Below are 13,253 nucleotides of genomic sequence, written 5' to 3'. Positions count from 1 at the left end.
TTACTGATACTACAGATGCCTACTGCCGTCATTTCCCAAACTGCCACTACTCCTTCTACCACCTCACAGAATGTCGTGAAAATGGTGGGGCTGGTACTCATCAGCATCGGTCTGCTGGGTATACTGGTAGCTGCCGTGGGGGCTGATTACCTCTCGCCTGTTTTCACCGGATTGGGAGGCACGGCAGTCTTCACTGTCGGCGCTTTGCTTTACATCTGGCAGAGCCGACGACGCAAGTCACCTGCCGAACAAAACCACGGGCTCTGGCAACAGGAGGCTACATCACGTGGGGCTTCGGCCTGGGTCATCGGCTTTGTGCTTACCGGTTTTTATGTGCTGCTCTACTGGTTCCCGGATACCCTGCAGGGTTTGATTCAGGCCATGGAGCCTTTGAGCCAGTGGCTGCGCAATCGCCCCAGCGACCAGTGGTTCCTCTACGGCACTTTCTATACCCTGGCTGTGCTGATCATGGGGGTATACGCCCTGCTCAAGTACCGCAACAGCCGCTACCACATCATCCGGACTATTTCGGTGATGTTCTTTCAGCTGGGTTTTGCCTTTCTGCTGCCGGGCCTGCTGCTGATGCTCAACCAACCGGAATATTACTTCAGCTATTTCTGGCCGCTCAAGTATGACTACCTCTTCCCGAGTACCATGGAATACCTGGTGCGGGACGGTGCCGCTTTGGGTGTATTTATGATTTTCTGGGGAGCGGTCTTTTCCTTTCTGGCCACGCCCGTGCTCACCTACTTCTATGGCAAGCGCTGGTACTGCTCCTGGGTGTGCGGCTGCGGCGGACTGGCCGAAACCGCCGGCGACCCTTACCGGCACCTCTCCGACAAAAGCCGCAAGGCCTGGCGCTGGGAAGTGGCGATCATCTACCCGATTCTGGGCTTTGTTATTCTCACTACCCTTTTCCTTTGGATCAATTCTTGGAGCGAAGGCCGTTTGCTCGGTGATCTGTCGGGCGGTTTTGCCCAAACATACGGGTTCTTTATCGGGGCCATGTTTTCGGGCGTGGTAGGCGTAGGCTTTTACCCGCTGATGGGCAACCGGGTGTGGTGCCGCTTCGGATGCCCGATGGCTGCTTACTTGGGGCTGCTACAAAAGCACTTCTCCCGCTTCCGCATCACCACCAATGGCGGACAGTGCATCTCCTGCGGCAACTGTTCCACTTACTGCGAAATGGGCATTGATGTGCGCTGGTATGCGCAGCAGGGCGAGCCGATCATCCGGGCAGCTTGTGTGGGCTGTGGTATCTGCGCGCATGTTTGTCCGCGGGGTGTGCTAAAACTTGAGAATGGCCCGCGGGAAGGACGCTATGCCGGTACTACACTGATCAGCCGCGACGAGCTGCGGATCCTGGATTAGAGCTGAGCGGCAAATACGGTGTCTTATTCTGATGGAGGTTATGCTAAAAAAACTGAACCTCTGCTTGCTTCAACTGCAGTAACTCGCGCAACAACCTCAAAATTTATCAGAATGAAACGACTTTTCCCTTCGTGGGAAAATGCCTGTACAGCCAGGGACAAAGCATTAGCCATAAACGCATCGCGGGCACCTGCTTTTGACAGGTGCCCGCGATGCGTTTAAGAAAACAGGTTAGCCGAGGCTATACCTGTGGATACTACTGCAATTCTTCCTGCTCCATATACTCCCACATGGCATCTTCACTGGCACCGATCTTAGCAGCGTAAAGCAGCATTGTGGTATACACGGCGATCAACAGAAAACTGAGGGGAATGGAAAATACAAAGGATACAACAAGCGTCTTCACCGGGTCAGGCTTTGTTTTCATTTTGGTAGATGCATACCAGAAAAAACAGATGTTGAAGATGCCGGCGAGCGCAATAAAATTGATGATATCTAACATTGGCTAAAAGTTAAACGTTTTTGCTGATTCTTCCCAAGAAGCATGCCATTCGGATTATAAAGCCCAAAAGCATACACTTTAGTTCAAATCAATGCTTGTGTATTTTGTATAGTAAAGAATTACGTATGCGTTTTCTACTTAAACTGCATAGTGCAATTTATGCGACATTATTATAAATCACAATATAACATTACAAAAATTTTAACAATATTTTAACAATGTCCAAAAACAGGCCTCTTGAGGCCTAAACGCACCCCTATACAAGTCTAAACCCCTAACAGACAGGTTTATAAACTTATACCTGCTCAAGATCCCTGCAGGCGCATCCTAGAAAAAATCAACGGCATGCAGCGTATCTGTCCGGGGCTACTCAATGATGACACCTTTCATCCCCGTGCGGCCATAAAACACAGGAAAGTACATCAACTCTGCCTTTGCTGGATTGACGGTATAGGTGCCATTGTAGCGCGGCAGCAGTTGGATGGTATAGGTATGCTTGCCCTTGGGCAAACGGTCAGCGAAGATGGCGACTTTGTTCCGGAAGTATTCGCGGTGCACTTCGTAGGGGCCTCTGCCTTTTTTCCCGTCGTAAGAGCAGCCGGCAGGTACAGGCACTTCGATCAGTACGTAGTCGGCATCGGCCTTAGCTTCCACCTCCACCACCAGTTCGACAGGTTTGCCCGCCTTCAGGGTGGCCTGGCTGACTATACCTTTAAAAGAAGTCGACACCACAAAGTCTTTCTGCACCGGCTCCGGGCTGGCATTCCAGTGGGTCTGGTAAGCGGTCAGGTATAGTGGGAGCTTGCCAGTTTTGCGGATAACCAAAGGCTGTCCCGGCAGGAAGGTAGTATCCAGCGGAAAATCGGTTGCCTCCAGTCGCAATGGCCCCGTGAGCTCCAGGCTATTCTGCAGCTGTGGCTTACTTCCTTCTTCCTTATTTAGCAGGTCAGGCAGCAGTGTCTCCAGGATGCGGGCCGACTCGTAGGTATTGCGCCAGCGGCCGTTGCGGCGTTCGCTCAGCAGGAAGGCGCGTATGCTGGTCAGGTCCTGCTCGTGGCCACCGGCCGCTTTCAGAATATCGTAGGCCAGCAGGGTGTTGGAGATGTGGTTATTAAAGAGACTATACCTGTTCTCACCCCAGTGCAGACCGCCAAGTGTGGTTACTTGCTTGTACTTCTGAAGCGTATCGAGCGGCGCTTCCAGCTTGAGCAACTGGCGCATGCGGGTAAGGCGCAGCTGCTCCTCCAATGATAGTCTGTCCCGCTTAGAAAGCTCCTCCACGTAGCGGTTATAATCCACTTTGGCTTGCAGCCTGTGCAGGGTTTCGAGCATCATCAGTTTGTCAGTGAAGCGGGCCTGCTCCAGCCGGTAGACCATAAAGTCCAGCAGCTTCTGCTCGTCATACTTCGGAGCGTAGCCTTCTGCTTTGGCCAGCGACAGGGCCTCTGCCACATGGCTCGTAATCCAGGTATAGGCCGGACCGGACTGCCACCAGGTCCAGGCGCCTTCCGGCAGCTGGGTCTTTTCGAGGTGACGGACCAAGCGGCGCACCATGCGCTCGTGTGTGAACTTCTCCCCCAGCTGTTCCCGAATACGCTTTTCCAGCAGCAGTCCTTTTAGTTTGGAGGCTGCCTGCTCACTGCACCAGTATTCATATTTGTGCAGGTAGTCGATCTCTTCCAGCATCACCTCCAGCAGATTGCCCTTCGCGTGTAGTTTCACGGGTCCTTTTGCCGGATCAAAATTCAGGGTTACCGTCGTGTCAGCGTGCAAAGCCAGGAAATGTCCAATGGTTTCTTCGGTGCCTTTGGGGTATACCCGGATGTGGCGCCGTTCGCCATCAGCCATTCCTTCAGCTGACCGCAGGGCAAAGAGCACCTCCACGGAGTCAGGTGCGACAGACGGAGCAGTGAAGGTGAGCGTGTCGGTGTGGGCACGCTTCAGCAGGATCTGGCTCTCGCGCACCGGCTTTCCTGCCACCTCAAAGCGGGTACTGATATTGGAAGAGTCCGGCAGGTAATTGAGCGCCTTGCCGATGACCTGCGTTTTGTCGCCTTCCACCAGAAAGCGCGGCATTGCCAGCGTAGCCATCATCGCCTTAAAGGACTTGATGCTGGTGCTGTAGATCCCCGTGCGCTTCTTGCCATCCATGCCCAGCACGTAGGTGTTCCAGCCGGTAATATCGCCCGGAAAAGTAACAGGGAAACTTACCTGCCCCTTGCGGTCTGTTAGCAGGCGCGGCTGCCAGAAAGCGTAGTCGGAGAAGTTTTCACGGATAGCACCGGCTTCGTCCACGGGCAGTGCCGCCGTAAGCCCTTCTGGACTTTTGCTGCCAATGATGATCACACCACCAGCCGCCCTGGAGCCATATAATGCCTCTCCCGCCGCTGCATCCAGTTTTTTCATAGAAGCGATCATAGCCGGATCCAGGTCGGACAGTTCGCCGCTGTAAGGCAAACCATTCACTATTATAAGAGGTGAATTGGCGCTTTGGACAGTGGCACTGCCTCTGATCTGGATTCCAGCGGCTCTTCCTTGCACTACCGTTACAGACGTCCTAGCCATATGTCGCTGCTCCTGCGCACCATAGCCTACCACCACCACTTCCGAAAGCTGTTGCATATCAGCACTAAGAGAAGCGTCTACAATCCTCCTGCCCTCTGTAGCTACTTCTGATGTTGTATACCCAATATAGCGAAACACCAGCACAGCATTGGAAGGCACACCGAGTTGGTAGTATCCGTTTGCATCGGTAGCCGTACCGATGCGCGTCCCTTTTACCAGCACCGCCACGCCTGGCAGCGGCGTGCCTGATCCCGCATCTACGACTATACCTGAAACAGTGGCGCTGTATTCGTGCAGACCGGAGGTGTAACTGTCGTTGCGCATTTGCCGGATCACTTGCTGCTGCACCTCTATACTTACTCCTCGCTGGGCTTCTCGGATCCTTCTGCTGATCAATTGCTGCAAGGTCTGGCTATACCTGTCTGCTGACTTGTGCGCGGCTTGCGACAGGTATAGCTGCACCTGTCCGTTTGCCTGCACCTGCAGGTCGGTTGCCACGTAGCTACTATCCGGAAACAGGAGAGCCAGCCGGTATTTGCCGATCGGTATACCTGTCATCAGGATGTTATTCCCACTGTAGAGTCGGGCGGAGTCGGGCTGACCAGCCTTGTGTAGCACGGCCATGACAGGCTTTTGCGTGAAGGTGCTGTCGAGTCGCCAGCCTACACGACCTTTGGGCAGGTAGTCGTCGTAAAGCGGGTTGTTGCCGAAGGCTTTCTGCAGCCAGAACTGATGCTGCAGTTCCTCCCACTCCTGTTGCAGTTGTTGCTCAGTTGAGGCCTTATCGTATAGCGGCACCGGATTCCGCTCCTTCTTGTTCCAGTTGCCAAGGTGAACATGATCCGGCAGGAGCTTGCGCTCGCGCATTTTGAGCAACTCCCGCTCAAAGGTATAAGTATAGCCAGCCTCCAGTTCGAACGAGGTGTTGAAGCGGTTATACCTGGTAAACTGCAGATAGCCCGGCGAAAAAGGTCCCGCCAGCACGGACTTTGTTGCCGAGTAATAATGGTTGCTCCGGGCAGGGTTATCCTCCACGCGCAGCACCCGGCGGCCCTGCTTCAGGTAAGCCAGATCTCTGCCGAAGTTCTGCTCCACCTGCAGCAGGTAGCCGTACAGGTTGTTGCGCTCCCGGGTCGAGAGGTAGTCTTTCCTTTCAGCTTCTTTCGCATAGGGCGCTGTACCTGGCGTGAGGTCAGCACTCAGTACCAGTTTGTGGTAAGGCCGCAGGTATACGCTGTCGAGTGTAACCAGCTTGTCGGCCGTGCGCATCATAATGGTATGGTAGCCGCTGTCAGCCGCAAAGGAATAGGCCGGCATCACATCCGTTCCGGAGAAATACACCGGCACCCGGTCAAGGTATACCACATGCACCGGCACCACCCTACCGGAGTCCACCACGAAAGGCGAGAATTGCGTAAGGCTGTCGCGGGAAAGGCTGTACTCGGTGAAAATGCCCTGCTTCGGATAGAGGAAATTGTAATAGGCGATGCTGTCGAGCCCCATGCGGCGACTCCATGCGTTCCAGTCCATGAGCTGCGTGGTGGCTTTGGCCTCGTTGTTCAGCCGCAGCTTCTGGTAAGGCTTGCGGCCTTTATACCTGTCCCATGACGGTAGTGTGGGCACACCCTGCGCCGTGAACTTGGATGTGATGGCATAGGCGGTAAGATCGGCATTGGGTACTGGTTTTCCTTTGGCATCGCGCACGGTCACAGTCAGGTCGCTCTGCTGCCCCGGGTACACCACCTGCGGTGCTTCAACTTCCAGGTTCAGGGTATACCTGCGGTGAGGGGCCACTTTTTCATCCGATCGGATCTCGCCACCCCACATGTAGCGCAGCGTCACAAAATAAGTATCGTCGCCACGCAGAGCACGGGTATAGCGCAACTCCCGCTCCCGCCCTCTGCCCTGCTCCACCAGTTTATCGCCCCGGTACACGAAGTACCAGTAAGGCAGCCTCCGCGGATTGTCCAGCACGAAATAGAGCGAATCGTTGCTGCGGTCGGTATTGGCCTGCACTAGTGCATTCACTGGGTTTAGGGCAAGCGTTTCCTCGTGTTCCGCAGTCTGCAGCATGTAGCGCCGCACATAAGGGTTCACTGGCAAACGGTAAGGCAGCTGCACCTGCTGCTCCAGCACTTTGTTGCCTTTCGCGTCAACGGCAGTCAGCTTTGCCTGGTGCGGCATGGGCTTGTCGCCTTCCAGGTATTGGGCCAGCAGACTGTCCTGCGAGAGCGAAAGTTTCAGCTGTCCCGGCAAGTAGGTATAGCTGGCTTCGGCCGACTGAAAGCTGCGTTCATTGCTGCTGTTCAGAAAGTCAGTCCTGACCTGGTAGCGCAGGGAAGCTTTTGGGAAAGCCGTGGCAGGTATGGAGATGCTCGTTTCGCCAGCAGCCTCCAGCGACTGGCTGTGCTTCCAGAGCGTGTCCGGTACAAACACCTGCTGCTCCCGCGATCCGAAAACCTGCCGGGTAAGCACCACCACCTCCACCCGGGCGTCGAGCAGGTTGAGACCGTTGGCATCCGTCCCTCGCACATGCACTTGGTTCTCCACACCCGCCTGGTGCTCTTCATGCGCCAGCCGCAGGGTATACTTGTTTTCCTTCAGTTCATAGTCTTCATAAGTGAAAGAGTGCCGCACCAGTGCATCCTCCCGCTTATTGGTCCTTTCCAGCGATAAGGTATAGCTGGCATCCAGACGGAGGTTCAGGCTGTCGTGCAGCACAAACCAACCTTCGTATGCTCCCTTGCGGTAAGGTGCGAGCACCCCCATCTTCTTACGCCTGATATTATAGCCATTTAGCATCAGCTGCGCCTTGTATTGCACTGGTCTGCCGTTTTGGTTCACCACATAGGCCTTATACCTCACCGTGTCGCCAGGCTGGTATAGCGGTTTGTTCGTAACGAGGTAACCTTTATACTTTTCAGTTTTGTCAAGACGGTACTCTTCGTCAAAAATGGAAGCTATACTGCGGATCCACCCTTGCGGCTCCCCCCATCTAATGGTTCTGTACACATCCCGAAACGGGCGCCACGTGTAGTAAATGGGCCACGTGTTGATCAACCGCTGCCACCACTTTGGTTTGTAATGGTATTGATGCTGCTGCGGTGCAAGTTCTTCGTAAAAAGTAAGACCCGAGTGGCTCACGCTGACGATTCCCTTCTTAGGCCCTTTCTTCAGGCGGTAGGTATTGGTTTTGCTGTCCAATGGCACACGCTGCTTGCCAGCCATCACCTCTGCATCGGTCACCAGTTGCCCCAGACTGTCGTGCACCAGCAGGGCGAGCTCCGGCTGCAGGTGCAGCAGCTTCGCCTGCAGTTTACTCTTCGTCTCCAGCCAGTATACCAGGTCAGGACCCTGGGCATGCATGTACAGATAATGGCCCTGCGGCAGCGGCTTTGTATAAGTCTTACCAATGGCAAACGAATCGACCACTGTGTGAAAAAAATTGCTCTTTACCACATCCGGCCCCTTCTCATAGATCGTCAGGGCTTGTTCGTCGGTGATGCGGTAGATATAGGTATAGGGACTGCGGAGTTGGGACTTAGCCAAGCGCCCCTGCGCGAAGGCCTGTATTGAGAGCAGGGAGAAAAGCAGTAGCAGCGGTAGTTGTCTTAGCATAGCGGCGGCATCAATTCCTTATCAATATACTAAAAATAATATATTGGCACCTCTGCTTGTCAGACCTAGCCTTAGAGGTGGCACAAGCGGGCCGCCTGCCATTTCATTACCACCCTAAACAATGCACCTAAGCCCATATTACATTTTAACAACAATGACTTATTTAAACAGTATATTGATTTTATACAATAATTAAACAATCAACTTATTAGTAGCTATTTAGCTTTTTAGTAATAAAAATCACCATTTTAAATCGTTTACTAAATTTATTACAAAGTAAATAACTATATACTAATTACCCCGTACTTTAAAAATACAATACTCACCCAGCAATATGTTTTTAATTTTATAGTATTAAATAAAGGAAATCCGCTACTAAAGCACCTCCTTTATATGTTAAATCTTTTTCAGGAACGTCGACATGGAAATAATCAACCACACCTCGCACCAGAATCGCCATATCTTTTTTGTAAAGGGCCTTGTGAAAGAACAAGCGCTTAATAAAGTTCACCAGGCAATCGCCGAAGTACCGACGGACAGCACAAGAGAACTTTGGATCGACTGTTCGCACGTGGACCGCCTGCACCTGACCAATAGCAGCATCTGCTCTTTTGTGAGCGAACTGCTCAAGATCCGGAAACAGAATGTAAAAGTTGTGCTCTGTGACATGAATGCCACCACTGAGCGCCTGTTCCGATTACTCCGCCTCGACTCACTGTTTGACAAGGCCAGTTCAGAAGACAGGGCAGCGCTACAAGTCACCTCAAAGTCAATCGCCGCCTAAAACATTATTTACAGCAATAGAAAAGCCCCGGAGAAGTCCGGGGCTTTTCTATTGCCACACTAGTGTCCCGCCAATTGCTTTGAGCATGTGTTGCTCAGTGGGCGTTAAAATCAGCCACTTTCACAAGTAGCTTGCCTGTATTCTCCCCCCTGAACAAGCCGAAGAAGGCCTGTGGCAATTGATCAAATCCTTCTACAATATGCTCTTCGTACTGTAACTTACCAGCTTTAAGCCAACCTACCATTTCTGTGGCCGCTTCCGGAAAGCGTGCAGCGTAGTCACCCACAATAAAGCCTTTCATGAGAGCGCTTTTCTTCAGCAGGATTGGCTCCACCCGAGGACCTGTCGGAACCGAGGTGGCATTGTACAGTGCGATCTGTCCGCAAACTGCAATGCGTGCAAATTTATTTAGCAGACCGTACACGGCATCCGATATCTCTCCTCCCACATTGTCGAAGTAAATATCCACGCCGTCGGGGCAGGCGGCTGCCAAAGCTTGCGGCATATTGTCTGTGGTTTTGTAATTGATGGCCTCGTCAAAGCCGAGGTCTTTTTTGAGGTATGCTGTTTTGTCATCGGAGCCGGCTATACCGACCACGCGGCAGCCCTTGAGCCTGGCAATCTGCCCGACCACAGTGCCAACCGCTCCCGCCGCCCCTGACACGACCACCGTCTCCCCTTCTTTTGGTTCCCCGATGTAGAGCAGACCACAATAGGCTGTCAGACCGGGCATACCCAGTATACCTAAGTGGTAACTCAGCGGCGCCAGATCCGGGTCCAGTTGGTTAAGGCCTTTGCCGTTGGAGATGCTATAGGTTTGCCAGGGCAGATTACCCAATACTATTACCCCTGCTTTATACCGGTCGTTCCGGCTTTCAACAACTTCTGCCACCACACCTCCGGCAATGGGCTCGTTCAGGTTATAGGGTGCGACATAGGATTTGGCGTCGCTCATGCGACCGCGCATGTAGGGATCCACCGATGCGTACAGCGTCTTCAGCAACAGCTGCCCTTCCTGCAGTTCCGGAAGCTCTTCCTCTTTGAACTCAAAGTTCTCCTCCGTCGGCATACCCTTCGGACGACTTTTCAATAGAATGCTCTTTGTTTTCATACCTTACAGTTTGTTATACCTGTGTTGTAAGTAAAACACATGGCAGAGGTTATGTTTTGCTTTAAACTACCACCTATAAAACAAAAAAGGATGACACCGGCACCTGGGCCAGTGTCATCCTTTGCAAGGATCGTAAACAGCTAGTTATCGCTCGAGGGTTCTGAACACCATGTGCGTCAGAAAATTCTCCAGTTCAGTACCACCGTCTTCTTGTATGTTCGTGAGCGAAGGCAGGTGCAGCGCAAAGAACTTCTGGTAATGCGCACTTTCCGCTACCGTAGAAACCAGAGAGGCCGGATACTTGTACTCCGGGTTGATCTCGTGCACAATGTCGGCTATGCGCTTGCACAGGCGTTTGTAGCTCAAAAAGAAGCCTTCCTTGTTGTTGGCATCCACCTCCTTGGTGAGATAGGCTTTGGCTGACTCGGCTACCACTATGCGCTGCAGGGTAACCTCATCAATATGCTCAAACTCCATGTCGTTTTCGATGCGCCCCGACAAAATGCTGATTGCAATGCGCAGGCGGTCTTCAGGTGGTTTGATGTTGTTAATAGCAAACACCAATCTGTATTCCAGCCAGTTCCAGTACCACGAGATCAGGTATGAGAGCAGCATGTGCTTGCTCTCAAAGTACCTGTAGATCGTCGCCTCTGTGCTGCTGATGCGCTCAGCCAATTTCTTAAAGGTGAAGGCCTCCAAGCCCAGCTCATCGATCAGAAAGATACCGTGTTTGATAATATCACGACCTTTCTCTGATGCTTCGGGGTCTTTGAGGTATACCTTCTCCTCTACTTTGATCTTAATATTTGCCAGCAAGTTCCTCATGCAGGGTTTCAGTCATATTTTCTACATCGTCATAGAAGGTCACTACGCCGGTTTCTACGTCGTACATGCCGCCTACGATGCCAATCTCGCCTTTTTCTATCATTTCACGAAGGATTGGGCTGTTTTTCTTGATTTCGCCTACCGTCCACACAACGTTGGTCTCAGCTACTTTTTCTACAAAATCCGAATTTTTGGAATTTCTTTCGCCATCATACTCCACGGCATTCACAGCAGGCTCTATCTTGTGCAGCAGTGTGCTCAGGTTGCCCATCTCTACGTGGTCGCAAGCCCCCTTGATAGCGCCGCACTTGCTGTGGCCCAGCACCACTACCAATTTAGAGCCAGCCACTTTGCAGGCAAACTCCATACTACCCAGAATGTCCTCGTTCACGATGTTACCGGCGATGCGGGCACTGAATATGTCGCCAAGGCCCTGGTCGAAGATCAGCTCGGCTGAAGTGCGGGAGTCGATGCAGCTCAGGATAATGGCAAATGGATATTGCCCCTCTGACGTTTCGTTCACCTGCTGCAGCAGGTTGCGGTTCGCTTTCAGGTTGTTCACGAAGCGCTTGTTGCCTTCAACCAATATCTCTTTTGCGTGCTGTGGTGTCAGTTCTGACTGTGTCTCTCTGTTTTGGGTTCTCATTGGTGTAGTCTTTAGTTTAGTAAAATGATGATTTGTTAAAACTTCATACCCTCGTACTCCAGCTTTTCGTCTTCAGCCGTTTGTTTGACATGAAGCTTGATATTATTGCTGCGGGCGGTCTCTTTGTAGTTCTCGATCAGCTCGATCACATCCGGGTCTACCACGGCCGAGCGTGACATGTCTATTTCCAGTTCAGCACCTTCCGGTACTCTGCGAAGTTCCTCCAGGATATTGCCTTTGTTCAGGAAAGTCACTTCCTCTGCCAGCACAATGCGGTACTTCTCTCTGCCTGCCTGTGATTTCTCCTTCACCACGGTGTGTGACACGTGATAGCTGTTTTTGAGGATAAAGAAGATGCCGACTACCATACCAATGCCTATACCTGTGAGCAGGTCAGTGAACACAATGGCCAGCACGGTTACTACAAATGGCAGAAACTGGTTCAGGCCACCACGGTACATGGCTTTGAACAGGGCCGGCTTAGCCAGCTTATACCCTACCACAAACAGAATAGCGGCCAGTGAGGCAAGCGGTATCAGGTTGAGCAGACCAGGTATAGCAATTACGCTGGCCAGGATCAGTACACCGTGGATAAGGGCCGAAAGCTTGGTACGGCCACCTGACTGAATGTTGGCCGAGCTGCGCACGATCACCTGCGTAACAGGCAGACCACCGATCAGACCCGAAACGATGTTACCGACGCCCTGTGCCTTCAACTCGCGGTTAGCCGGGCTGATACGCTTCTGTGGGTCCAGTTTATCGGTCGCCTCCAGGCAAAGCAGGGTTTCAAGGCTGGCTACGACTGCAAGCGTGCCCGCCAACATTAATACCTCGTAAGTGAGGATACGGCTGAAGTCAGGCGCGGTAAACTGCTGAAAGAAACCGCCCACACTCGTTGCCACCGGCAGTTCCACCAGGTGATTAGCGCGCAAAGCCATTTCCGGGAAGGCATTCAGGAATACCAGGTTCAGGACGATACCCAGCACTACCACCACGAGCGGCCCCTGTATGATCTGGAAAATTTTGCCTTTCTTAGACAGTACCGTATCCCAGAAAATCAGGATAGCCAGGGAAAGCGCACTGATGATAACCGCTGCAGGAGATATGTAACGTAAAGAGTTAAAAATTAATGAGAAAGTAGTTTCGCCGGATGGCTCCAGGAAGTGCAGACTACCCTCATAGCTTTCATCATACCCAAAGGCATGCGGAATCTGCTTGAGGATAATGATCACACCGATACCCGAAAGCATTCCCTTTATAACCGAGGAAGGAAAATAATACCCAATGCTCCCCGCTTTCAGGAATCCGAGCACCAGCTGCATGACACCTGCCAGCACGACAGCAGACAGAAACACCTCAAAACTGCCCAGGCCCTCAATGGCATGCAATACAATCACGGCCAGGCCTGCCGCCGGACCACTTACCCCCAGCTGCGAACCACTGATAAGTGTTACAACTATACCTCCTACAAAGCCGGCAATGATACCGGAAAACAGTGGAGCGCCGGACGCCATGGCAATTCCAAGGCAAAGCGGTACTGCGACCAAAAAGACCACAATACCTGCCGGCAGATCATTCTTTAACTCTTTAAAGGTAACCATAGCGCTTCTTCAATGGATAGGTTTAAAACTTGTTACAATAGTATTACTTTAACGCCACAAAGTAAAGCACTGTTTAGTTCAGTTCCCAACTTTTTTTGAGTGACTTTTATCAGATTAGCAGTGATCTTCATCATTTTTTTTGATGCAAGACGGGTATAACTCGCAGCTTGAACAGCCAGGACGGGCAGATGTTCGCCTAGGGTGTGTCTTTTTAATGTCGTAAATTTGCC

At 52.1% G+C, this 13,253-nt stretch carries 8 protein-coding genes; 2 read left to right on the top strand and 6 right to left on the bottom strand.

Annotated features, from left to right (window positions below; genetic code table 11):
* The first annotated feature begins 15 nt into the window (after window positions 1-15).
* A complete protein-coding gene (locus tag BW972_RS07430) occupies window positions 16-1,371 on the top strand; it encodes a 4Fe-4S binding protein (RefSeq protein WP_076421657.1) in 1,356 nt (451 codons plus the stop codon).
* Between the two features lie 256 nt (window positions 1,372-1,627).
* On the opposite strand, the gene BW972_RS07425 is transcribed toward BW972_RS07430, so the two are convergent.
* A complete protein-coding gene (locus BW972_RS07425) occupies window positions 1,628-1,873 on the bottom strand; it encodes a hypothetical protein (protein WP_007652719.1) in 246 nt (81 codons plus the stop codon).
* 366 nt (window positions 1,874-2,239) lie between these two features.
* Window positions 2,240-8,056: a carboxypeptidase-like regulatory domain-containing protein gene (locus BW972_RS07420; protein WP_076421656.1), complete on the bottom strand. Its 5,817-nt coding sequence runs from the start codon at window positions 8,054-8,056 to the stop codon at window positions 2,240-2,242.
* A 421-nt stretch (window positions 8,057-8,477) separates the two neighbouring features.
* Between BW972_RS07420 and BW972_RS07415 the strand changes: the two genes are divergently transcribed.
* Window positions 8,478-8,840 (top strand): STAS domain-containing protein, encoded by a 363-nt coding sequence (locus BW972_RS07415; protein ID WP_007653666.1) that lies wholly within the window; start codon window positions 8,478-8,480, stop codon window positions 8,838-8,840.
* A 94-nt stretch (window positions 8,841-8,934) separates the two neighbouring features.
* Here the strand turns inward: BW972_RS07415 and BW972_RS07410 are convergent, their stop codons facing one another.
* From BW972_RS07410 to BW972_RS07395, 4 genes are all read right to left on the bottom strand, one after another.
* A complete protein-coding gene (locus tag BW972_RS07410; RefSeq protein ID WP_007653668.1) occupies window positions 8,935-9,951 on the bottom strand; it encodes an NADP-dependent oxidoreductase in 1,017 nt (338 codons plus the stop codon).
* 144 nt (window positions 9,952-10,095) lie between these two features.
* Complete coding sequence (locus tag BW972_RS07405) at window positions 10,096-10,776, bottom strand: TetR/AcrR family transcriptional regulator (RefSeq protein WP_040573640.1); 681 nt, start codon at window positions 10,774-10,776, stop codon at window positions 10,096-10,098.
* Complete coding sequence (locus BW972_RS07400; protein WP_076421655.1) at window positions 10,751-11,422, bottom strand: carbonic anhydrase family protein; 672 nt, start codon at window positions 11,420-11,422, stop codon at window positions 10,751-10,753. Before BW972_RS07400 ends, BW972_RS07405 begins: the two co-directional genes overlap by 26 nt.
* Before the next feature lie 35 nt (window positions 11,423-11,457).
* Window positions 11,458-13,023 (bottom strand): SulP family inorganic anion transporter, encoded by a 1,566-nt coding sequence (locus BW972_RS07395; RefSeq protein ID WP_076421654.1) that lies wholly within the window; start codon window positions 13,021-13,023, stop codon window positions 11,458-11,460.
* Window positions 13,024-13,253: the final 230 nt, after the last annotated feature.

Origin of the sequence: Pontibacter lucknowensis (assembly GCF_900156415.1) — a bacterium.
Taxonomy (GTDB): Bacteria; Bacteroidota; Bacteroidia; order Cytophagales; family Hymenobacteraceae; genus Pontibacter; species Pontibacter lucknowensis.
This window is presented reverse-complemented; position numbering and strand designations above follow the sequence as displayed.